We start from the raw sequence: 24154 nt of genomic DNA, 5'->3' as shown, positions 1-24154 counted from the left end.
ATCGATTGAGATAGGGGATTGATGTGCAAAGAATCAATTATTATCCATCATAAATTTGTTCGCTATCACTTTCCTTAACTTCGTAGTAAGCCGCAAGCATTTTTTGCTTGTATTGTTGCAGTTTTTTATCGCTAAACTTCAGTTCTTTTTTAACCACCTCATCGTAAGCATCTTTTAACTGAAGATCTTCTGCAAACTGAAAAGCCCAACCCGATGGAATTTCCTCTAAAGCTGGATCTACCAAGGCGAAATCCATTAAAACATAGCTGAAATAATCCTTAATACTTGGATGTGCATTTCTCAATGTTTCGATAATTTCCTCATTTAGCAACACGTTATCATCGTTTATAAAATTTGGGAAATATTGTTTTGATTGACTTAAAACCATTGTAGATTTAAACCATTTTGGCTTCAATAATAGCTGAATAAACTTTTTTGTGAGCTGAGAAAGATCTTCCTGTTTAAAAATATCCAATTGATCGATATCAATAAATCCCTCAATCATCTTCGCTATTTCTTTTTCCGAATCTTCTTTTTTAAGGTGCCAAAGTTGAATAGCCTTTGCACGAATAAAGTTTTCAGGGTGAGAAGTTCCAATCGTTTTAAAGTTGTTGTCCTGAAATAAAATCTCGTCTGCCTGTTTTAAGTAACTTTCTACATTCACATTTTCTAGTCCAGTAGATGCCTTGACCAAACTTGTGATGATTGGGTCGATATTTTCGAGAACGGAATAGGCGCCACGATCGCAAAAGATCTCCGTGTATAACCTAAACAATCTGGCCGTTTCAAAATAGGCCGCATCACTTGCGTAATTATTGGCAATTGAAGTGATGATTCGGTCTGCAACTTCCAAATCGCCATCGAGCACGGTGTACAGTTTAATGTGCGTTAACTCATGCGAAAGCACCGCCAATAACTCTTGTTCGTTTAAAATTTTAGTAATAGAACCACTGAAAACGATGTGCGCCTCATTATTTAAATACACAATGTTGGCGTTTAATTCATCGGTATATTGAGCCTGATAGACTGTAACGGGGAGCTGCTCTAACCCTAATTTCTGTTTAGCAAGGTTTACCTTTTCGTAAATAAAGGCATCAGCAGTTTCATCAAACTTGTAAGTATTTTTTAATAACTCGGTTTTGAATTGCTGCAACTGATCTTCCTTGTTTTTATCGACAGCGAAATAATTCCAGGTTTTGGTTTGCTTTTTAAAATAATCGCGTACTTTTTTATGATAATTGATGGCTAGGAGCATAGAAAAAATTTTACGTTTCAAGGTACAATTTTCTATATCAGCTATCGAAAGAAATGGAAAGAAAAATTTTGAGTTCTTGTAAAAAAGAAAGCCGCTGATTGATATAACCAACGGCAAAAGATTTGAGTATAAATAATGTTATTTCCTACTAAGAGGCATATCAAAAACACCATCAGTAACATTTACCGAATTTTTGATGTTGGAATCTTGGTTGGGCCCCTTAAAGTTAAAAGTTCCCTTTAGTTTTCCTCCAGCTTCACTGGTAATAATTAAAGCTCCAGTTTCAGCATAAAATGAGCCAGTTGCAGTTTGATCTTTCATGTAAACACCGGTTCCATCTTTTGCGATATCATAAGAGCCTATGCCTTTGTAACCGATTATAGAGATTGCAACACGCTTGTCGCCATTTACACTCACAATGGTTAGTAGATTGCCAATCGGTGTATTTGCTGTAATGGCTTCTCCGGTAAAGCCAGTCGAAGTCCCATCTATTTTTGCAGTTAAATTATTTGTGCTGCTGTTTGTTTCAGGGAGTTTTTGAGGTACCAAACTAATATTAAACTGACCCTCGGTAATATTTTTATTTACTAAAGTTGAATAATTTTTACCTGTAAACTCGAAAGTTCCCTTAATAATTTTATTCTCAGTATAACTTGTAATTTTTATAGTTCCGATCTCATAACCTTGGTAAGCGTCTTGTAGTCCTGCTATGCCTAAAAGATAAATGGCCATGTTATTATCAGCAACTTTATATGTCCCAGTCCCCATAAAATCATTGATCATTAAACTAAAGCCACTAGTGCCTTTGTTGCCTAAGATCTGCAAGGTTGTTTTTGTGCCAACAACATAAAATTGAGCGGTAGCGAGTGTGCATTCTAATAATACGCCATCAATTTTTCCGCTCATGGCAGATTTGTCCCATTCTGGATGGTAATCAATTTCTTTTTTGCAAGATGAGGTAAAGATGAGGCATAATGATGCCAAAAGAATTAATCTAAAATAAATTTTCACGAGCGTTGTTCTGTTTGGTTAATTAATTAGTTTGCGAAGATAAAGAAATTAATCAATCTTCAAATCGAACTCATGAAGCTTCTTTACAAACCTCTCTCTTTGATACCAATCATTATAAACCAGCTCGATTTTGCTTACCTCAAACGTCCCAAAATCATAATCGCGGTATTTTTCCATTAGCGCCAATAATTCTGTTTTATAGGTTAACTCACTTCTAAACCGAACAATTGTAGAATGTGCGGTTTGTATGGCATAACGCTTATCTATACTTTGTTGTAAATCTGAATTTTTAAATCCAGTTCTTAAATCATCTCTGATTTCATTCAGTGTATCAGTCAAAAATCCCTGAATTAAAATACAAGATGGTGATGCCGTTAATCCTTTAAATTGAATTTTGAAGTTTTTATGATTCTCTAAAACTTGATTAATCAGATCTACATAATCTTCAACATTAATATCCTCCAATTTAAAACCAACATAACAAGAAATAATAGACATTACAGTAATGTGGAGGTCTGAATTTTCATAGTAATATTGACCGGGCTCAATCGCTTTTACCTCACTCAGAAAATGCTGAATATTAGCTTTTGTAGTTTCATCTGGTCTAATTACCAAAGTAATTCCAAAGCGGTAATCATCATCTGAATCAATTAAATGGTCAATTTCATAATTTCCAGAATCGATTTTGGCGATAGATTCTGTATAGAGTTTATTGTAGTGATCGGCTAGGTTCATTTTTTTCCATAAAAAAGTCGCAGGCTTTAAACTCTGCGACTAAGTATATTTACAATTCCAACTTAAATGTTCTTAGGTTTCTAAGGTGGTAAATCTATGCTAATAGTGTTTTCCAACTCACTGCATTACCTACAATTGAAGTTAAATCTGCAATGGCAACACGCTCTTGCTCCATACTATCGCGATGACGAATGGTAACCGTATTATCTTCTAAACTTTGGTGATCAATTGTAATACAGAAAGGCGTACCTACAGCATCCTGACGGCGGTAACGTTTACCAATTGCATCTTTCTCCTCATAAATACAATTGAAATCGAATTTCAATGTATCCATAATTTCGCGAGCTTTTTCTGGTAAGCCATCTTTCTTAGTTAAAGGGAAAACGGCAACTTTGTATGGCGCCAAAGCAGGATGCAAACGTAATAAAGTACGACTATCCTGCTTATCTTCGGTGCTTAAATCTTGTTCCTCAAAAGCATTAATCATCGTTAACAAGAACATACGGTCTAAACCGATAGATGTTTCGATAACATAAGGAACATAATTTCCATAAGGCTTACCATCATCATTTAAATCGTTATCGAAATACTGCAATTTCTTGCCAGAAAATTGTTCATGTTGCTTTAAATCGAAATCCGTTCTGCTGTGAATACCCTCAACCTCTTTAAATCCGAATGGGAATTCGAACTCAATATCAGTTGCGGCATTTGCATAGTGCGCCAATTTCACGTGATCGTGGTAACGGTATTTTTCAGGCGGAGTTCCTAAAGCCATGTGCCATTTCAATCGAGCCTCTTTCCAATACTCAAACCATTTTTTGTCTTCTCCTGGGCGAACGAAAAATTGCATTTCCATTTGCTCAAACTCACGCATACGCATAATGAATTGGCGAGCAATAACCTCGTTTCTGAAAGCTTTACCAATCTGTGCAATACCGAAAGGAATTTTCATTCTTCCAGATTTCTGTACGTTCAAAAAGTTCACAAAAATACCTTGTGCCGTTTCAGGACGAAGATAAACTTCATCGCTGCCTTCTGCCATGGCACCAAACTGAGTGCTAAACATCAGGTTAAACTGGCGAACATCCGTCCAATTAGAAGTTTTAGAAATCGGACAAATTACTTTATAATCAACAATTAAATCTTTTAGCTGTGCTAAGTTTTCTGATTTAAGTGCGAGGTTCATTTCAACCTCAAGCGCTAAACCTTTCTTAACAAATTTCCAGCTCGCTTCATCAACAAAAGGATATTTCGCGTTGTCTAAAATCCCTTCTTCATCTTTAAAACTTGGAATCCAGCTTGCTTGTCCTTCATCACTTAATCCTAAAATTTCTTGTTGAAATTCTTCAAACTTAGCCTTGTTTTCTGCAGAGAAATTCGCTAATTCCGAATATAATTCATCAATTTTATTCTCTAATAATTGGTCGGCACGGTAACGTTTTTTCGAATCCTTGTTGTCAATCATCGGGTCGTTAAAACCATCAACGTGTCCGCTTGCTTTCCAAACTTTCGGGTGCATAAAAATCGCAGAGTCGATGCCTACAATGTTTTCATGCATCTGCACCATGGCTTTCCACCAATACGTTTTAATATTGTTTTTTAACTCGGCACCCAATTGGCCGTAATCGTAAACGGCACTTAAGCCATCATATATTTCGCTGCTTTGGAATACAAAACCGTATTCTTTAGCGTGTGATATTACATTTTTAAACTGTTCGTCGTTATTCTTTTGAGCCATAATGGAGGCAAAGATAATAAATAAGGTAAAAGGTAAGAGGTAAAAGGTAAAAGGTTTTTGACTAGGATTTTAAGGATTATTGGATTTTAAGATTTTGATTAGAACTCAATAAGCTTACATGTTCTTAAATGTCTTATATGGTTCAAGAATTTTTAGAAAAGCAATAGTAGCTAATCAGCCGCGAGGGCTGATGCTACTGCTCGCTACAATCAATTCCATTTTACCTCTTACATCATCCATTTTTTCCTATTTTTGAAACATGAAATTTCAATATTTACTTTTCTTTGCTTTAATTGCAATTTTCACATCATGCAAGCAAGAAGAAAAAGCACGTCATTATATTAAATTTAATAAAATCGAAGAACTATATCAATTCTTAAAATGGTCGCCAGAAAATCGCTTCCCATTAATTAGTGCCCACCGCGGCGGACCAATGCCTGGTTTCCCTGAAAATTGCATCGAGACTTTTAACAATGCAACAACTTATAATCCGGTAATTGTTGAATTTGATATCGCTTACAGCAAAGATTCTGTGATGGTGATTATGCATGATGATAAACTGGATAGAACATCAACAGGAAAAGGAGCGATAGGGAATTATACTTATGAGGACCTAAAAGCTTTCAATTTAAAAGATGATGATGGGAAAGAAACCAGTTTCAAGATCCCAACTTTAGATAGCGTTTTAAGTTGGAGCAAAGGCAAGGTTTTGCTTACCATCGATTTAAAGAAAGGTGTTTCTTATGCCAAAGTGATTGAAAAAGTTAAGCAATATCAAGTAGAAAGCAATTCGATTATCATTACCTACACAGCCGATCAAGCAAAAGAAGTTCATCAATTAGCACCCGATTTAATGATTTCGGCCTCTGTTCAAAAGAAAGCAGAGCTAAAAAGACTTAACGATTTGGGTATTCCAAATAATAGAATTGTAGCTTTCGTTGGGGTGAGTGCACCAGATAAAGAACTTTATAATTTTCTGCATGCAAAAGGAATTACAACCATTTTAGGTACAATGGGCAATATTGATAAAAGCGCCATCAGCAGTCCAGCAAGAATGGTTTATTATCATTTGGTAAATAATGGTGCCGATATTTTATCAGGAGATAATCTGCCACAGGCATCAACAGAGTTGGATAAATTTAGGTATAACAAAAAGTTGAGTTCGGCTCACGTTAATTAAATACAATATCGTTTTTGCGAGGCACGAAGCAATCTTAAAGCTTCGGGTTAATATCAATTATAGTAGGTTTGCTTCGTGCCTCGCAATGACGAACTGGTTAAAGACTTCGTGTACTTTGCGAATAACTTTGTGTTCTTTGCGGTTAAATATTAAACAGTATGAGTATTTCAGTAAACAAACTTTCTAAGCATTACGATAAGCAAAAAGCGGTTGATTCAATAAGCTTTGAGGCAAAACCTGGCCGGATTTTAGGTTTTCTAGGACCAAACGGCGCAGGGAAATCTACTACGATGCGAATGCTAACAGGTTATGTGGAGCCTACATCGGGCGAAGCTGAAATCTCCAATAAAAACATAATAACACAACCCATCGAAGCAAAAAAACTGATCGGTTATTTGCCAGAGAATACGCCGCTTTACACCGATATGTATGTAAAGGAGTTTTTAAACTTTGTGGGGCAAACCTATGAGCTTAAAAATTTACCAGCTAGAATTGATGAAGTGATTAAATTGGTTGGTTTGACGCCAGAGCAGCATAAAAAAATCGGAATGCTGTCTAAGGGTTATCGCCAAAGGGTTGGTTTGGCGCAGGCTATCATTCACAATCCCGAGGTTTTAATTTTAGATGAACCAACTTCAGGTTTAGATCCAAATCAACTGGTTGATATTAGGGCATTGATAAAAGAGTTGGGGAAAAACAAAACCGTCGTTATTTCCACACATATTATGCAAGAGGTGGAAGCCATTTGCGATGATATCATCATCATAAATAAAGGCAAGATTGTAGCAAACGATTCTTTGGAGGGAATCAAAAAAACTTACCAGCAAAATTCATTAGAAGATATTTTTAGAAAACTTACCGCTTAGCTTATGTTTAAGATTCCAATCTTTTTAGTTGCCTTTGTACTTTTGTTTTCCTTAAATCTAACGGCACAAACCACACCAAATATTGGCATCGGTGCTGAAGTTGGCTTGCCGTCGGGCAATTTCACTAACATATCTGGAATAGGAGTTGGCGCATCCATCAAGGCAGATTTTCCAATTGCCTCGGAATTTGCTATAACTTTAAACGTGTGCTACATGAACTTTTTCGGAAAGAAGAATCAGTTTATAAATACTCAGGATTTAACATATATCCCCTTAAAAGCAGGTTTAAAATATCAAATTAGCGAGGGCTTTTATGCCGAGGGACAATTGGGCGCTGCTCTGCCCTTAAACGACGGACAAAAAACCGTTTTCGTTTGGTCGCCAGGATTCGGAAATCAATTCAGGCTATCTGGAAACAACAAGTTGGATTTAGGCATTAGGTACGAAGCTTGGTCGAGTAAAAACGATACCAACATTATCGCACTAAATACATCGAATACAAAGGGGTTTGTTGGCTTAAGGGTTGCTTACGTTTTTGGATTGTAGTTTTTTATATTCAGACTAATATACTGGGATTTTATTCCCCAATCTGTTGAAATATTTCAACGAAATTTTTAGTTATAGTTATTAGCTAAAACTTTTAAGAATATTTTTTTACCTCACTATCAGTTATTTATATGTAATTATTAATTTGTTAGTTGCCGATTTTTTTTATTGGCATTAGAGTTGTATTCGAATACGAAATAATTAACAATCAAATGAAAAAAACATTACTTTCTTTATTAATGGTAGCTGGCATAGGATATGCAGCTTCAGCTCAAACAAACAACGCCATCAAAATTGGTGTTAAAGCAGGTGTAAATTTTCCAACATTTAGCGTTAGTGGATTAGAAACCAATAATGAAACTTTTAAAACGAATACTTCTTTCTATGTAGGAGGAACTGTAGACATTCCTGTTTCTGAAATTTTTTCAGTTCAACCAGGTTTATCCCTTATTGGAAAAGGCGCTAAACAAGAGTATTCTGAATCAGGAATGGTCGCTGGACAAACTTATTCAGCAACCGAAACTTCAAAACGAAGTTTAATGTATTTAGAATTACCTGTAAATCTTATTGCTAATTTTGCAGTAGGCCAAGGTAAAATATTCGTTGGTGCTGGTCCTTACTACGCTATGGCTATCAGTGGAAAAGACAAAGATTCTTCAGCAGGAACAATTAATGGAACATCAAGTAGCGAATCTAGTGAAAGCGATGTTAAATTTGGGTCTAACAGTGATTCGGATATGAAACGTGGCGATTTTGGTGTTAACTTTTTAGCTGGCTATCAATTAAACAGCGGTGTAAATATTCATGCTGGTTACGGCTTAGGGTTAAGCGATATCTCTAACGAAAACTCAAGCCAATTTAAGGCTACAAACAGAGTATTTTCTGTAGGTGTTGGATTTTCTTTCTAAATACAAATTTAAAAATTGTCGAAGCCTCCAATTTATTGGGGGCTTTTTTGGTTTTTGAAAAATAATTAAGCTTATGTATATTTAGGGGATTTAAGAATCGACATTCCATGAAGAAAATAGTTGCTTTCGTAATTTTAACTTGCTGTACTTTGAATGTTCTGGCGCAGAGAAAACCCTTAAAAATTGGAGTAAAAGCAGGAGTTACTTTTCCAAAAATCAATACATCAAATGAGGCTATTGCTTCTGATGGCGGTGGAATAAGTGAAAGCAAAATTTATACTTCCTTTTATTTTGGAGCTACAGTTGATGTTCCAATAAGTAAAGCCATTTTATTTCAGCCAGGTTTTTCAGTAACAGGAAAAGGCGCAAAGGCTTCTTATGTTTACAATCTTCCGAACACAGCCACATCGGGAAAAATTAGATTAACATATTTAGAAATCCCTTTAAATGTTTTAGTAAATATTCCAGCAGGAAAGGGAAATGTATTTGTAGGGTTGGGCCCATACGTTGCTTATGCCCTAGCAGGAACCATAAAATACACTTTTACTAGGAGTGATGAGGTTTATCCCAATAAACAAAACATTAATTTTGGATCTGATCAAGATTTTAAGCGCCTTGATGTAGGCGGAAATGCATTGGTCGGCTATAAATTGGTTTCAGGAATAAATATCCACGCGGACTGTAGTGCAAGCGCAATTAACATTTCCAGCTCAAATGATACTTATTTAAAAGCTAAAAATCTTGTTTATTCCATTGGGGTGGGTTTTTATTTATAATCGTAAATAAATAAGATTTCCCAGTAACAATCGAGAAATCTTAATGCAGAAAACTATTTAACGAGGTTTAACTTTTTGCCAAGATCTTTTAATAATTCAATATCCCTTTCCCTCATTTTTCCATCTCTGTTCGGTGGACAATTTAAAATTAGAATATTATTTTGGGCAGTAGCCTTATTATAATTGTTGGCAAGTGTTTCTATAGATTTATAGGTGGTATCCTTGGTATTAAAAAACCATCTAGAACTCATACAAATGGTCGATTCCCAAGGCATGTAATATGGCTTATTATCGTGGTTAAAAACCTTAGGATCGGGGTTTGCTGGCAAGTACGGATCCCCTAACCTAAAATCACTTGGAAAATATCTAATAGGATAGTTCTCCTTTTGCTTATCGGGTAAAATCGTATGTGCGTCTTCATTATTAGGCAAGCCAATATTCCAATTTATTCCAATTTGGCAAGCAGGTGCTTTTGATTTTATGGTATTATAGATTGCTTGCGTAGGCCAACGTTTGTTCGTTTTTAGCCAACCACCATCAAACCAAAATTCTACAATATTTACCTTTTCCTTTTTGGTTAAATCTAATAATTCATTTATCTGATTAATCATATACTTGTTATATGTATCATCTAGATTTACATTTTCTACATCTCCATTTTGCTTCCTATCCCATAAAGAATAATATAAACCTAGCCCGATATTATATTTTTTGCATGCTTTGGCAAGGTTAGAAACAACATTTGTTTTATTGCTCGATGCTTGAACGTCATAGTCCGTGTACTTGCTATCCCACAGACAAAAACCGTCGTGGTGTTTGGTAACTAAAATTACATATTTCATTCCTGCATTCTTGGCAGTTTTAACCCACTGTTCGGCATCAATATTTTTTGGATTGTAAGAAACGGCAGGCAGTGAGCCGTCAGACCATTCTTCATCGTGAAAGGTGTTTATCCCAAAATGAATAAACATTCCATATTTTCTGTTGATTTGTTCTAATTGATACTTGTTAGGTTGGGAAGCCGAAATTGGCAAAATGCTGGTCTTTTGAGCAAAGCTTGCCATGAAAAGAAATAACAACGCAAATGATAATAATAACTTTTTCATTGATGGGAGATTTGGTTTAAACTAAATAGCTTAGATAGTCGTAAATATATTTATTTTCAAAATTTAGGTTCGTAAAATAGGAGTTACAGAATGGTTTGACCAAAAGATTCCTTATTTTTAAGGTTAATATTATTATGCTTCAATATATCTTTTTTCTGTTTTTATATCCTGGGTTATTGCTATTAAGCGTTTTTGTAGGTGCTCGTTATGCATCTCATCGCTTACGGCTAAATAAATCGTGGAAAAATATCGGACTAGAATCTAGCTTAATGAGTATTTATGCACTGCTTTTATCTTTTGCACTGGCCGGTTCGAGTACACACGCAAATCAGCGTAATGATGAGATTGACGCCGTTGCAGATAAATTTTCTTTGGTAGTTAAGAAATCAAAATATTACGAAGTTCAGCTCCGTAAAGGAGTTCAAGATTATTTGAAGGCATTTTTTGCCATTCATAATGATAACCTTAACCCTAATGCAAAAGAAACCGGAAAGATTATCCATGAAGTGATTTTAAATGATCAGAAGCTTGATTATTTTCTAACAGATTATCAGAAAAAACACCCAGAAAGTCGATCGGAAATCTCTGAAATCACTTCGAACACGAGTAATTTACGTTCGGCATATATTCGTTTAACTCAAAATTATGGGAAGACAACGCCATCTTTAATTATGAGTATTCTAATTTTATATTCGTTAATGATGGGTTTTTTGATTGGTTTTATGAAGAAAGTTCATAGCAATCAAACCTTTATTGTAACAAGTATTTTTATTATCATCAGCGCAGTGATGATTGGTGCCATTTGGGATCAAGATCATCCTGGTGTTGGTTTTATTAAGCCGAATTATGAAAGCATTAACGATGTAAGCGATTTATTTAAGGCTTATTTACTTCGTGATCATGTTTAATTTTGCAGGAATAAATGGTTAACTTCGGCGTTTTAATAGCACATGTACGCAGTTTTTAAACGCGAGTTATTCAGTTTTCTAAGTTCGATGGTTGCTTATATCACCATCGGAATTTTTTTGTTGGTTTCTGGGCTCTTACTTTGGTTTTTCCCCGATACTTCCATTCTCGATTATGGCTATGCAGAACTCAGCGGGTTCTTCAGCTTGGTGCCTTACCTTTTTATGTTCTTAATTCCGGCAATTACCATGCGGTCTTTTGCAGAAGAAAGACGGGAAGGGACTTATGAACTTTTAATTACCCGGCCAATTAAGCTTTGGCAAATTATCGCTGCCAAATATTTTGCCAGTTTGGTGTTGGTGCTTTTTGCCTTAATTCCAACATTAATTTATTACTATTCAATTTCTAAACTTGGTTTCCCCGAAGGGAATATAGATGCTGGAGCCGTAATCGGATCGTACATCGGCTTATTTTTGTTAGGCGCATCTTTTACAGCAATTGGCATTTTCGCTTCTTCGTTAACAAAAAATCAGGTAATTGCGTTTGTAATTTCTGCAGGCTTGTGTGCCTTTGCCTTTCTAGGGTTTGATTATTCTAGCCAAGTTATCGCTTTGCAGCAATATGAATCTTCCATCACAAATTTGGGCATTAACCAACATTATACCTCAATCAGTCGTGGGGTGTTAGATACCCGCGATTTGATTTATTTCATCTCTTTCACCATGCTCTTTTTATTGTTTACCAAATTAGTAATGGGAGGGAAGCGATAATGGGAAGAAAAAACAAATGGATCAATTTTATTATTGTTTTAGCGTTTTTAATTCTACTGAATATCGTTAGCCAATTTGCTTTTCATCGTTTTGATTTTACGGATGATAAAAGGTTTACCTTAAGCGAAAAAACGAAGTCGTTGCTGGAGAAAAATCAAAAACCAGTAATTATTACCGTGTTTTTAAATGGAGAACTTCCGCCAGCCTTTAAGCGATTACAAAATGCGGTTAGTGATATTTTATCAGATTATAAAGCCTATTCCAAATCAGATTTAAAAGTTGTTTTTGTAGATCCAATAGCTGGATTAAGCCAAGCAGATCAAGATACCGTGATCAATAATTTATACCAACAAGGTATAGAAGCAACAAATTTAAGTGTTAAAACCGAGGCAGGATTAACGCAGAAATTGGTATTTCCAATGGCTATGATCGAAAGTAATGGCAATCAGCTTCCTGTTAAACTTTTTCAAAATTTGGATATGAGTGGCAGTTATGAAGATAATATTAACCGTTCTATCGAAAATCTGGAATATGTTTTTACCTCAAGCTTAAAGAAAGTGGTAACAGGTAGCAATGCTTTAATCGGTTTTACCAGAGCAAACGGAGAATTGCCAGATGCGCAGTTATACGATGCCACCAGAACACTTTCGAGCAGTTACGCCGTTGGCCCGATAGATTTAAATACAATTGAAAAAGCTGGTTTAGATAAATTAGCCATGTTGATTATTGCAAAGCCAACAAAACCTTTTACAGAAACCGAAAAATATAAAATCAGCTATTTTGTAATGAAAGGCGGTCGCGTACTCTGGAGTATCGATCAGGTAAATGCAGAATTGGATAGTTTAAGGGGAAGAAGCGGGCAAATGGCTAGCAGCCGCAATTTGAATTTGGATGATATGCTTTTTATGTATGGCGCCAGAATAAATTACAACATCATTAGCGATCCGGCTAATGCTGCGGAAATTCCTGTTTCTACCGGAGTTGTTGGTGGGCAAAATCAAATGGAATTGGTACCTTGGATGTATTACCCGATTTTATTGCCAGATACCGTTCATAGTGTGGTGAAAAAATTAGATGGAGTAAAATCAGAATTTCCAAGCACAGTAGATACGATTGGCGCAAAAGGAGTGACAAAATCTTACATATTAACTACCTCCTTTTTTAATAAGGTTTACAATGTTCCCAAATTATTCAGCTTGCAAATGGTTGGCGAACAGCTAGATCCAGCAGCTTTTAAAAGTGTTCCACAAAATGTTGGGGTGATGTTGGAGGGAAGTTTCCCATCTGTTTTTGCTGGCAGGCCATTACCCGCAGGTATTTCTGCACCTTACACTGTTAATGCAAATAGCCAGCCTACCAAAATGATTGTGATTGGTGATGGCGATATCTTTAAAAACCAGGTTTCTGAAAAAGATGGGACGCCATTTCCCTTGGGATTTGATCGTTACTCGCAAAAAACTTTTGGTAATAAGGCTTTATTGTTAAATATTGCAGATTATTTCACTGATGAGGACAATCTAATTACCTTGCGAAATAAGGATGTGAAGATAAGATTATTGGATAAAGCCAAAATTAAACTCGAAAAAACAAAATGGCAGCTTATAAATGTTGGAGCACCATTATTATTGTTGATATTCTTTGCAATTTTTCAACATTATCACCGCAAATACAAGTACGCTAAATAATTTTTATATTTTTGAAGAAGACTAATTGATATTATGAGATTTATTGTATCCACATCAACTTTATTAAAACACTTACAAACTGTAAATGGTGCATCGAGCAGCAGTACAGTTTTACCCATACTAGAAAATTTTCTTTTCGAAATTAAAGACGGAAACTTAACGATCTCTGCTACCGATTTGCAAACCAGCATGACAACTGCTTTGGCTGTAGAATCTAAAGAAGAAGGTAAAGTTGCTGTTCCATCTAAAATTTTATTAGATACGCTTAAAACCTTGCCCGATCAGCCAATTGCTTTTAATATCGATGATACTACTTTTGCAATTGAGATTAGCGCAGGTGATGGTAAATATAAATTAAGTGGTGAAAATGGTGATGATTTTCCTAAAATTCCAGTGGTTGAAAATGCTTCATCGGTAAACTTACCTGCTTCGGTGTTAACGGAGGCAATTACCAAAACCATATTTGCGGTTAGTAACGATGAGTTACGTCCGGCGATGACTGGTGTGTTTTGCCAATTATCTCCACAACACATTACATTCGTAGCTACTGATGCACACAAATTGGTACGTTACCGTAGAATGGACAGCAAAGCTGATAAAGCGACATCTTTCATTTTGCCAAAGAAAGCTTTAACCCTTTTAAAAGCAGCGTTACCTTCTACAGATATCAATGTATCAGTAGATTACAATGCAACAAGTGCGTTCTTCAAGTTCGAAAATATTAACTTGGTGTGTCGTTTAATAGACGAGCGCTATCCAGATTATGAGGCAGTTATCCCTCAGAATAATCCAAATAAATTAATAATCGATAGAAGTTTGTTTTTAAATACATTGCGTCGTGTTGTAATTTTCGCAAATAAGACTACACACCAAGTAAGGTTAAAAATCAGCGGCAGCGAATTAAATATCTCTTCAGAAGATTTAGATTTTGCTAATGAGGCACATGAGCGTTTAAGTTGCCAATATGATGGTGAAGATTTAGAAATAGGCTTTAATGCTCGTTTCCTAATCGAAATGTTAAGTAATTTAAGTGGTGATGAAGTGACATTAGAACTTTCTACACCGAATAGAGCTGGTCTTTTAATTCCTCAAACCAATGATGAAAATGAAGATGTTTTAATGTTGGTGATGCCAGTAATGCTGAATAACAGTTACTAAACTACTAATTTTTTAGTTTTCATAGATAAATGGCTTGGTTTTTGAACCAAGCCATTTTTGTTTAGACCAAATACAACTATCTATGAAACACGCTACCAACCAACTAACTTCTTATATTCTATTTATGAGCATTGCAATAAGCGTCTTTTCTTGCAAAAAGCATAACCCTGATGAAGTTGCAATTGGCGAGGCTAAAATGAAAGTTGTTAATGCGGTACAAACAGAGGTTAACCAAGATGTGTATGTTGATGATACTAAACTTACAACTGTGGCTTTGGCATTTGGCGAAACAAGCAACTACATTAAAATCCCATCAGGAAATAGAAGTGTCTCTTTTAAAGGTTCAACAAATCCTACAAATGCAGCTTTAAATTTTACTCCATCCATCACCTATACAACATTTTTGGTGAGTAATAGAGCTGGTGTAAGGGAAATTGTGAATTATGAAGATAACTTGAGCAATAACGAGCCCACAAAAGCCAAAATCAAGCTGATTAGTCTAACATCTTTCTTTAATACAGGCATAAATGTTAGCGTACAGGCAGGAACACAATTTGTAAACAACTTAGCTTTTAAAGAAGCATCAACCTATTTTACAGTAGAAGCTGGGATGAATTTGAGGTACACCGTCGTAGGTTCTGGAATTGTTAAAACATTAGATGGAACAAATCTAGAGGCTGGTAAAATTTATACCATCTGGTTCAGTGGTACAACATCAGCTTCGCTAGATGCGCACATTATAACCGATAATTAATTTCAATGTTTAATATGCTTTCCACTATCTTTACGTTTTACTAGCATATCGATTTTTGTATGAAGAACCCAACGTTTCTGTTTCCCAAAATATTTCTTTTGTTTTTTATTGCACTAGTTATAAGTTCATGTATAAAGAATGATGGTTCGATTATAGGTGATGCAAAAGTGCGGGTTTTTAATACCGTTATCTCTGATACAACTCGCAATTTCTATTTCAATAATGCTTTATTTAATAGCGTTTCAGCTGTTTCTGCACTCGCAACAAGTACAAATTCTTCATATTTTGTTGTAGAAGCCGAAAAGGAGTACACGATAGATTCACGTAACACTATTACAGGAGTTTCAAATAGCTCATCAAAAGAAACATTTGCGTTAGGAAAAAATTATTCAATCTATTACACTAAATCGGATAGTTTACCAACAACAAAGCCCAAAATGTTTATCTATCAAGACACGGTTAGACAGAATTTGAATGTGGCTCAAGTGATGTTTATAAATTATGGATACACATTGGGTTCGAAAGTTATGATTACTGATAGAACAAAAAGTTTTACAGAAACACTGGGTTATGGAGAGAAATCAGGTTATAGACAAATTATAGAAGTAGGTAGGAGCAAAACTTCTCTTGTACTTAATCTTATTGATTCTACTGGAGTAGAGGATACAATTTCTTACACGAACTTTGCTAAAGGCAAGGTTTATACCGTTATTATTGAAGGCGCAAAAAACGGCAAATTAAAAGAACGTTTAGTTCCTAATAATTAAATCTTTAAAGATTTAACAATTAATCACCCTATATCCCTACTTTTGCCAAAGATAAAACTTACTGCACTTGGAATTTTTCGACTTACTCATACAATTACTGACTAATACAAAAGAAACTTTAGAGGTAATTATGCAGGAATACAAAACCTGGACTTATCTGATCCTTTTCATCATCATTTTTGCCGAAACTGGGTTTGTTGTCTTGCCATTTTTACCTGGAGATTCCATGTTATTCGCTGTTGGGGCTCTAGTTGCTGGCGAAGGAACAGGTTTAAATATCTGGTTTATGCTTTTAATTTTGATTGTTGCAGCTATATTAGGCAATACCGTAAATTACCAATTGGGTAGATATTTCGGAGTTAAGGTTTTTAAAGAGAATAATAAAATTCTTAAACTGAAGTATTATCATCAGTCTCACGAATATTTCGAAAAACATGGTGCTAAAGCCATTATATTCAGTCGTTTCTTACCCATTATTAGAACGATCGCACCTTTTGTAGCTGGAGCTTCGAGAATGTCGTTTGGTAAATTTACCTATTACAACGTAGTAGGGGGAATTGCCTGGATTACAAGCTTACTATTCGCCGGATATTTGTTAGGAAAAATTCCATTTGTAGAGAAGAATTTTGAAATTTTAGTGTTGATTATTGCCGTTGGAACATTCTTGCCGGTTATTTACGGCGCTTTAAAATCTATTTTCTCAAAGAAAAAAGTTGAGGAACTTATTGAAGAAGAGATAAAAGAGGATTAGTAAGCCAGTAATTTACTTTTTATTAAAGTTCTCTTCCAATCGGAACGCCCTTTTGAAATTTCTTTTCTAAATCATTTTCCATTTTCTTTTCTTCGGGTTCCAAATCTATTTTAATAAGGTTTTTTAACTCTGGCTGACCTGCATCTACCCAAGCCGAATACCAAAACGAGCCGATTTCTAAAATGGCAGAACGCATTTGTTTCTCTACCATGTTCTCCATTTTATCGTGATAAGCTTTTGAATATGCTGTAGAATATTGTTTGAGTACAGTATTATTTCTCTCGCTGAAACTATATTTTTTATCCGATGGAAAAGAGTTAGCTAACTGTGCCTCGAAAGTTAAAACAGTATCAACTAAACTATGTGTATGTTTAAGAATTTTCCAGCCCTCTTTTAATGGGTTTTCGATATAAATGGCCTTACCAACGATGAAGTTATAATTGGTAGAGAATAATTCAGGTAAACGACTTTCCCAAAAGGCATGAATGCCAACCTGATTGGTTAATTGCCCGTTATGATTATTTGTGGTATGGAGCGGAACATGCGCATCACCAAGGTAATGCCCTAAATCTGCAGAGTATTTTAGAATTTTAATCGAATCTCTTGTTTTAAAAGCTTTAACCAAGCTATAATAAGTGCGTTGTATTTGCCAAGGTACAATGCCGTTTGCATTTAAATGTTTTAAGCCATATTTAGCCAAAGCATCGTTATATTTTTCAGGAATGCTGTCGATATCTTTCTCATAATTTTCTACATCAAGATAATGTCGTGGTGCTTCCAAGGTATCAGCATATCGGCGTTTGTCAGGGTCTACTGCATGTTCAGTAATGTATTTGATGTTCTTTTTATAGAAACCAATCATACCTGTTGGCAAGGTAAATATTGCCAAGTTGTTAATTCTTTGGTGTGCAAAGAATCCCCAGGAGGTACAAAGAAAGAGCGGGATGATTAACGCAATTAAAATCGTTAATCTTTTCATAATGGAAGATAGTAAATCTTTTAGTGTTTTTTATGCATTCTACTTTTACTTAACATTCCACCTAAAATAGAGATTGGGGCAAAGATGACGATTCCTAAAATTTGCGTCCAATGGTTTCCGTCAGATTCAAGAAGCGAAAATGCTGCAAAACCTGCAATAATTATAGCAAGAATATGATTTACATTCAGGTTTTTAGTTTGAGATGTGAACTGAGTAAAATAACCTGCTATAACTGAAAATAAAGCGCCATAAATTGCCGTGAAAATAATGAAGAGATTTTTCGCATCGGAATGCGGTTTTTGCCCTGAAATTTTGAAAAGTAGGAGTGATGATACTACAAAAATGGCATAGCCGATGATAACACCTAAAATTTTTCTAATCATTTTTAACTAAGCTCCAAATTGATTTAAATGATGGTCTAAATGTTTATAAAACATATTATTCCACTCCGTTTTATTTAGCTTTACAAAGGAATGAGATTCTTTGCCATCGAAATAATTTTCGCCTAATTCCTGGGTTTTATTTAAATAATCTATCAAACGATTTTTCTCTTTCTCGAATTCTTTTTCATCCGTAATTATAAATGATGGCGCAGTTTGGCTATTTCTTTTGTAAGGTTTTTCGCTCACGACAATGTTTTTTACGAAAGCTTTCATAATCAGTTTCATAAAAGCATTTGGCTTTGGGTGTTTGTCATCATAAACTAATTCATAGCTCACATTGCAATGCGCCAACATTTGAGAAACATTCATTTTGCCCCAAAGTTGAGGCGAGGCAGGCGTTAATTTATTAATTCTTGCGATTACTTCGCTGGTTATTTCGGGTTGGAAAATGTTTTTCATGTTTGTTTAATTTCCTTTAAATCTATCAAATGATTTCCAGTATTTATCTCTATATATTTCATGTGAAATATCAAATTTATCAGCATATCTGATTTCAATTTCATGCATTACTTTAGATGGTTTTCTAAAATCTTTACATGCGAAAAAAATCTCTCTTATACCGTTTGCGGTTTCTCTGCCAATATTTAAATATCCGTCAGAATCTTTTAAAAGACTTAAAATTTCATCCTCAAAATCATTTAAAAGTTGGTAGTCGGTTTTGTTCGGCATGCCATTCTCATTTGCAGAAAACTTAACTTCAATATTTAATATCCAGGGATGAGAGGCCTTGCTATCCCAATTAAGTAAGTCTGTATTTACCACCGCTAATAAAGGATTTCCATTTTTTAGTGTGGCCTCCAACATGTTATATTGGTCGTTTTCTGTATCATGCCGAATTCCATCATATCTTTCAATAAATTCTTTTTCCCGCCAGATTAAAAAATCTTTTAACTTCTCTATTGGAATTAATTCCTGAGTAGCTTGGTCTTTGCCAATCACGCTAATTTTATCGATAGTTGTGGCAAAGTTTAATTCGCCAAGAAAATTATCTAAAAAGATGTAAGTTCCATTCGTAATGTGGTCTTTATTTTCTTCGTTAAAATCACTATGAATAACGGAAACATCAATTTCATCAGGAAAATTAGCCTTTTCAGTGTAATAAAAACTCAGATTATCTTTGTTGAAGTTTAAATCGCCCATTTTAATATTGACATCAGCTATATTTAAAGCAGGCTTAAGTGCAGTAAATAGCCATCCTTTAATCTTGGGCGCATCAGCAACTAAATCTTCTACAAAAGCGATGTTGGAAATAATACCGTCGGCAGTAAGGACCAATTCAGCAGTTTCGTTATTTACCATTCCCGCCAAAAAATAGAAGCCATCTTTTAACTCTTTTAATTTAGGGGATAGTTTATCGAAAAAATCTTTTTCAATATTATGACCATCTTTAACTACTTTGAAAAAGGATTCTGCATTCTGCTGAAACCAATTCCAAAAGTCTTGGTTTGATTTAACAGGCTCTTCTTTCGACCCGAATATTTTCTTCAAAAAACTCATTATACTAATTTTTAATTCCTCAACATTTTAAATGAAAACCAACCCAACAATGCTATAATAACTGCCATTAAAACCCAAAGCCAGGCTTTATTTTCGAATAATGGTTTTTCAGCTATGATAGAATATGCAGGATTATGTTGTTCATGCCCGATAGTTACAGAAGTTAAATCTGCAGGGATTTTACTCTCAAATTTCTCAATCTCATAACTTGGCGATGTCGCTTTTTCATTTCCATAATACAAAGCGTAAGTGTATTTGGGATTATCGAAACGGGCAATTATTTCGTAAACATTGCCTTTAAGTTCCAATCCGCTTAGTCGCAGCGGCTTGTTATCATTGTTCTGAACAGTAATTTTTAACCTCGATGTAATGGTGTTTTCGAAATGATATTCAGGTTTTTCCAATGAACTAATTGTGCCCTCGTAAAGATTGGCATAGTTGTATTGGATGCCTTTATCAGTTTTGAAACTATCGGTTACATATTCAATTTTAATCGAACGATAAAAATCGAAATCACTTTGCGCATTCAGTTTTAAATAGGATAGTGGAACGGGATTTTCTAAAACAACATCAATGACAGTTTCCTTGATAGTAGCATCATTTTTGATATCAAAAGTTTTATACTTTACATCTTGGTAGGTTCCTTTTATGGTATCGGTTTTCGAAATTTTTGCCTCCAATAATTCAGGTTGAACAGGACTTTTCAATGCAACTCTAAAATACTGATATTTTGAATCAGGGAAACTCAATTTGGTAAACTGATAATCGGTATCATCATTTTTGATAGAAAGGATACGGTAATCTTTCAAGATTGAAAACCATGTTTGGTTATCATTACTGCCCTCTAGTGTTACTTGCCAATCGAAATTACCTTGCTTGAAAGATAAATTAATCTGGTTAATGGTATTCGTTGCATCAGATTGAAAAGTGTAATAATAACCGTTTGGATTTGAACTTTGGTTGATTCGTTTAAAGGCACTTTCCTTGGTATTAACCTTATAAGCTCGTTGCTTTAAGAGATACGGAACTTCAATGGTATCTTTTCCGTTGATGCCGAAAATCCTTAAATCCTCAAAGCCTGCATTCGCATTTTTATACAATTGGTCTGGCAGTTTCATGCTGTGCCAAACCGAATTTACACCAGTTATATCTCGTTTAAATTTGTAGGTATTGGTTTGTGCTTTTGCGATAGCAATACTTAGTAAAAGCAATAAAAGCAGGTTAATTTTCAACTTTAACATCATCAATAATTAAATGTTTGTATTTGTTATAAAGGAATGAAATGATGAGCAAAAGCACACCTAATGATACAAAAACGATGGTTTTTGCGATTGTGCCTAAAGAATAAATATCGTAAAAGAATAGTTTGATAAGCGTAATACCAAACAAAACCATTGCGCCAATGCGCAAGTGTTTTTTGTTTTTCGCTAATCCCATTCCGATTAAGAACAATGAATAAACGCCCCAGAGAATACTCAAGCCCAATTTATAACTTTCTTGGGTGTCCGATAATTCCAAAATGTTAATTAACTCGCTGCTAATAACCCATAAAATGGAAATATACAAAAGGTAATCGAACATGGTTTTGAAATCTTTTTTAAGCAGACCTGATTTTTGTAATTGATAACATTGAACAATCAGCAACGCAAAAAAGGCCATTGAAATATATCTTATGCCAATATTGAAAGAACTGATGCTGAAGTATTTGCTATCTGGAAATAAATAATTATCTCTAAGCCCGCTTAAAGTGTAAAGTCCATGAGTAAGGAATAGCACCACAACCAATAAATTGATAATCAAATTTGCAATTGCGAGTTCGCTATTCTTCAATTTTTTAATATTGAAATAAGTTAATGCTGAAGCAAAAAACAGTGTATAAATGTAAATCCAGGCAGTTTTAAGCGTGTCATAATTGTAATTAAACTCATAGCTCGGGTCATCAGTACCAATTCTTGGATGCATTGTAATTCTTGTGGATTGTATCAGATTATCGAAGTATTTAGAAATCTCTAATCTAAACGTTACATAAACGGTTAAAAGCAAGATTGATGGGATAGCGTAACTCAAAATCTGCCTCATCCAAGGCCATTCGGCAGGCTTTTCGGTTTCTTTTTTGCTCACGCTGAACATCCAGATAAAACTTCCGATGAAAATACAAGCGGTTAAGAAGCAAACATTTAATATTGGTGTGATTGCTGAATCGTTGCCATAGTAATCAAAGTAGCTGGTCCAATCTTGTAGCAAACTAAGAAATGCCAGAAATATCAATGGAAAAGATAGCTTCTCGTAAATCGCAATGTTTTTAACCCGAGCCAGGTAAAATAGCACTGCGGCCTCAACCGTCCAGAAAATTGTTACCCAACCGCCATTAAGTTGAACAGGAACGGCGATAGTAATAAAAGTTATTACCATTGCCAAAATCAGGTAGAAAAGATTTCTATCGGCTAGTTCTTTTTTATAGATAATTAAACTTACCACAAAGTGGATAACGGCATTGGCAAGTGTAAACAAGCCCAATAATTCTACGCTATTCTTGTTTTCTGAAAGGATGAAATAACCGATTCCGTAATAAATAAATGAATTTAAAAGTAGAATAACTACATCGCTGAAGCCAAAAATTTCTTTTCGGGTTACCTTATAAGCGAGGTTGGTCATGTAAAACGTGAGGAAGAATAAGGTCGAAAAGAGTAATGATAATCCAAAGAATTTATTGTCTGAACCTAAGTCCATTCGCCACGAAACAAAAATTAACCAGGTTAAACCAAAAGAGGCATAAAACAAAGGTTTCCAGTATTTCTTGAAGCTCAAAATTAGAATTCCGATGTTAATGATGACCATGTACGTAAACAGCACGCCAACTTTTCCAGAACCATCACTCAGTAAAAATGGAACTGCATATGCGCCAACCAAACCGATATGAGCGATAACCTGTTTGTTGTATTTTATGGCTGCTACCACTGTAAATGATGTAAAAACAACCATCAAAATAAATGCTAAAGCCTGTGGAATGAGCGAATAGAAATCGTAGGCCGCATAAGTAATAAAGTACATAATGGCAATTGCGCCACTCACTAAAACCGCCGAAAAGTTTTCGTATTTCTCTTTTAATTTGATGGCAAAAGCCATTAAACCCGCACCAACTGCATAGCCTAAAACTATCCTGGTTAGCGGACTAATCATATCATGGTCGATAGCGTATTTTGCACCAATACCCACACCAAGAATTAAAATCAGGATTCCGATTTTACTGATTAAATTTTCTCCGATAAACTTTTCAAAATCGGATTTAACCATGTTTTCACGCTTAAACTTATCGGCAAAATTGCTTTGCGGTTGATTTACTCGTGGTGGAAATGGGCTTGGAACTGGTTGCTGCGCAATGGTATTTTGATTTATTGCACCTGGCGGAGTATTTCTTGGCGGAGGCGCAATTACAACAGGAGGCACTTTTTGCGCTTCAACAATGTGACTTGTTCCAGATTGGAGTGCTTTAACTTGTTGTTTTAAAGCTTCAATTTCAGCTTCGAAACCTTGTTGTCTAAGTAATAAATTCTCCAGCCTAATTAAAAGCAGGTTTAACTGTTCGGAATTATCCATTCTATATTGTTGATGCGTAATTTGCGTTATTAAATATAGGGATGAATTCTACAAGGTTAAGGAAAATATTTTATTGAGTAAAATATAACATGGGTTCCTGTGAAAAGAGGAGGGTATATTATGGGTTTCCGCGTTTTACAACATGAACAATATATCTACAGTTATTGGCTAAAAGGGTGTCTTTTGCCGTCGCTGAAATTGGTAAATCTTTTGGCATATTCCACACTAGGCTTCCATAAGTGTCGCAATTGGTTTTCTGATCGTATGTATGCTCTACCGACATGTCAATCATTCCTTTCCGGGTGATGCTAAAACCGCTTATTTTTCCTTTCTTGATTGCATAAAATGCACTTTCAAGTTTTGGAAGTATAAATCCTGGCATGTTACTGAAGTTAATGTTTTTTTGAATAAAATGATTTTCTTTTTCATCGTCGTGTAAGAAATCAAACGATTCAATGTCTTCGGGATGATCGATTTGAGCGCTTCTATAATTTATGATCGTATCCATATGTTTAATAATCAAATCATTCAAGTTTTTATAAGCGGGTAGATCAGCAATAATGGCTTGATCGAAATTTGCTTGCTGAACCAGATCGATTTGCTGACTTCTATTTTTGCATGAAACCGTTGCTGAAATAAGGATGATAAGCGTAATAACTAAGGCGTTTTTAGTTCGCATTACTGTGGAGATTTTGAGTTCGTTAAATAATCAAATTACTTTATAGA

The 24154-nt window shown here is 35.0% G+C and carries 24 protein-coding genes; 12 read left to right on the top strand and 12 right to left on the bottom strand.

The window, feature by feature from the left end; translation table 11 throughout:
* Nucleotides 1-40 precede the first annotated feature (40 nt).
* From EZ449_RS06380 to EZ449_RS06365, 4 genes are all read right to left on the bottom strand, one after another.
* Nucleotides 41-1255: a M48 family metalloprotease gene (locus EZ449_RS06380; RefSeq protein WP_131557137.1), complete on the bottom strand. Its 1215-nt coding sequence runs from the start codon at nt 1253-1255 to the stop codon at nt 41-43.
* A gap of 138 nt (nt 1256-1393) precedes the next feature.
* Nucleotides 1394-2266 carry a DUF6252 family protein gene (locus EZ449_RS06375; RefSeq protein WP_131557136.1) on the bottom strand — a complete coding sequence of 291 codons (873 nt, stop codon included), beginning with the start codon at nt 2264-2266 and terminating at the stop codon, nt 1394-1396.
* A gap of 48 nt (nt 2267-2314) precedes the next feature.
* Nucleotides 2315-3001, bottom strand: a complete 687-nt coding sequence (locus EZ449_RS06370; protein ID WP_131557135.1) for a 2'-5' RNA ligase family protein — start codon at nt 2999-3001, stop codon at nt 2315-2317.
* A 94-nt stretch (nt 3002-3095) separates the two neighbouring features.
* Nucleotides 3096-4739: a glycine--tRNA ligase gene (locus EZ449_RS06365; RefSeq protein ID WP_131557134.1), complete on the bottom strand. Its 1644-nt coding sequence runs from the start codon at nt 4737-4739 to the stop codon at nt 3096-3098.
* Nucleotides 4740-4998: 259 nt separating this feature from the next.
* Between EZ449_RS06365 and EZ449_RS06360 the strand changes: the two genes are divergently transcribed.
* From EZ449_RS06360 to EZ449_RS06340, 5 genes are all read left to right on the top strand, one after another.
* Nucleotides 4999-5919 (top strand): glycerophosphodiester phosphodiesterase family protein, encoded by a 921-nt coding sequence (locus EZ449_RS06360; protein WP_131557133.1) that lies wholly within the window; start codon nt 4999-5001, stop codon nt 5917-5919.
* A 158-nt stretch (nt 5920-6077) separates the two neighbouring features.
* Nucleotides 6078-6785, top strand: a complete 708-nt coding sequence (locus EZ449_RS06355; protein WP_131557132.1) for an ATP-binding cassette domain-containing protein — start codon at nt 6078-6080, stop codon at nt 6783-6785.
* Between the two features lie 3 nt (nt 6786-6788).
* Nucleotides 6789-7331 carry an outer membrane beta-barrel protein gene (locus tag EZ449_RS06350; protein ID WP_131557131.1) on the top strand — a complete coding sequence of 181 codons (543 nt, stop codon included), beginning with the start codon at nt 6789-6791 and terminating at the stop codon, nt 7329-7331.
* Nucleotides 7332-7543: 212 nt separating this feature from the next.
* Nucleotides 7544-8239, top strand: coding sequence for a porin family protein (locus EZ449_RS06345; RefSeq protein WP_131557130.1), 696 nt, complete (start codon nt 7544-7546; stop codon nt 8237-8239).
* Between the two features lie 107 nt (nt 8240-8346).
* A complete protein-coding gene (locus EZ449_RS06340; RefSeq protein ID WP_131557129.1) occupies nt 8347-9015 on the top strand; it encodes a porin family protein in 669 nt (222 codons plus the stop codon).
* 53 nt (nt 9016-9068) lie between these two features.
* On the opposite strand, the gene EZ449_RS06335 is transcribed toward EZ449_RS06340, so the two are convergent.
* Nucleotides 9069-10121 (bottom strand): alpha-L-fucosidase, encoded by a 1053-nt coding sequence (locus EZ449_RS06335; RefSeq protein ID WP_131557128.1) that lies wholly within the window; start codon nt 10119-10121, stop codon nt 9069-9071.
* Between the two features lie 134 nt (nt 10122-10255).
* Here EZ449_RS06335 and EZ449_RS06330 point away from each other — a divergent pair, with 134 nt between their 5' ends.
* The 7 genes from EZ449_RS06330 (at nt 10256) to EZ449_RS06300 (ending at nt 16912) form a co-directional block, all read left to right on the top strand.
* Nucleotides 10256-11029, top strand: a complete 774-nt coding sequence (locus tag EZ449_RS06330) for a hypothetical protein (protein ID WP_131557127.1) — start codon at nt 10256-10258, stop codon at nt 11027-11029.
* Nucleotides 11030-11071: 42 nt separating this feature from the next.
* A complete protein-coding gene (gene gldF / locus EZ449_RS06325; protein ID WP_131557126.1) occupies nt 11072-11797 on the top strand; it encodes a gliding motility-associated ABC transporter permease subunit GldF in 726 nt (241 codons plus the stop codon).
* Entirely contained in the window at nt 11797-13482 is a 1686-nt protein-coding gene (gene gldG / locus EZ449_RS06320; protein ID WP_131557125.1) for a gliding motility-associated ABC transporter substrate-binding protein GldG, read from the top strand. Before gldF ends, gldG begins: the two co-directional genes overlap by 1 nt.
* Nucleotides 13483-13515: 33 nt before the next feature.
* Entirely contained in the window at nt 13516-14640 is a 1125-nt protein-coding gene (gene dnaN / locus EZ449_RS06315) for a DNA polymerase III subunit beta (RefSeq protein ID WP_131557124.1), read from the top strand.
* Nucleotides 14641-14722: 82 nt separating this feature from the next.
* Nucleotides 14723-15394 carry a DUF4397 domain-containing protein gene (locus EZ449_RS06310; RefSeq protein WP_131557123.1) on the top strand — a complete coding sequence of 224 codons (672 nt, stop codon included), beginning with the start codon at nt 14723-14725 and terminating at the stop codon, nt 15392-15394.
* Nucleotides 15395-15453: 59 nt separating this feature from the next.
* Entirely contained in the window at nt 15454-16161 is a 708-nt protein-coding gene (locus tag EZ449_RS06305) for a DUF4397 domain-containing protein (RefSeq protein ID WP_131557122.1), read from the top strand.
* A gap of 67 nt (nt 16162-16228) precedes the next feature.
* A complete protein-coding gene (locus EZ449_RS06300; RefSeq protein ID WP_131557121.1) occupies nt 16229-16912 on the top strand; it encodes a VTT domain-containing protein in 684 nt (227 codons plus the stop codon).
* Nucleotides 16913-16934: 22 nt separating this feature from the next.
* Here the strand turns inward: EZ449_RS06300 and EZ449_RS06295 are convergent, their stop codons facing one another.
* The 7 genes from EZ449_RS06295 to EZ449_RS06265 form a co-directional block, all read right to left on the bottom strand.
* Entirely contained in the window at nt 16935-17891 is a 957-nt protein-coding gene (locus tag EZ449_RS06295; protein WP_131557120.1) for a zinc dependent phospholipase C family protein, read from the bottom strand.
* 20 nt (nt 17892-17911) lie between these two features.
* Nucleotides 17912-18274 (bottom strand): hypothetical protein, encoded by a 363-nt coding sequence (locus EZ449_RS06290; protein ID WP_131557119.1) that lies wholly within the window; start codon nt 18272-18274, stop codon nt 17912-17914.
* A gap of 6 nt (nt 18275-18280) precedes the next feature.
* Nucleotides 18281-18733: a DUF1569 domain-containing protein gene (locus EZ449_RS06285; RefSeq protein WP_131557118.1), complete on the bottom strand. Its 453-nt coding sequence runs from the start codon at nt 18731-18733 to the stop codon at nt 18281-18283.
* 6 nt (nt 18734-18739) lie between these two features.
* Nucleotides 18740-19831, bottom strand: coding sequence for a DUF695 domain-containing protein (locus EZ449_RS06280; RefSeq protein WP_131557117.1), 1092 nt, complete (start codon nt 19829-19831; stop codon nt 18740-18742).
* An 11-nt stretch (nt 19832-19842) separates the two neighbouring features.
* Nucleotides 19843-21075, bottom strand: coding sequence for a DUF3999 family protein (locus EZ449_RS06275; RefSeq protein WP_225872251.1), 1233 nt, complete (start codon nt 21073-21075; stop codon nt 19843-19845).
* Nucleotides 21053-23428 carry a DUF2339 domain-containing protein gene (locus tag EZ449_RS06270; protein ID WP_131557115.1) on the bottom strand — a complete coding sequence of 792 codons (2376 nt, stop codon included), beginning with the start codon at nt 23426-23428 and terminating at the stop codon, nt 21053-21055. Before EZ449_RS06270 ends, EZ449_RS06275 begins: the two co-directional genes overlap by 23 nt.
* Nucleotides 23429-23546: 118 nt before the next feature.
* A complete protein-coding gene (locus EZ449_RS06265; protein WP_131557114.1) occupies nt 23547-24107 on the bottom strand; it encodes a hypothetical protein in 561 nt (186 codons plus the stop codon).
* Nucleotides 24108-24154 lie beyond the last annotated feature (47 nt).

Origin of the sequence: Pedobacter frigidisoli, from assembly GCF_004331675.1 — a bacterium.
GTDB lineage: Bacteria > Bacteroidota > Bacteroidia > Sphingobacteriales > Sphingobacteriaceae > Pedobacter > Pedobacter frigidisoli.
Note: the sequence above shows the minus strand (reverse complement) of the source record. Positions and strands in the feature narration are given on the sequence as shown.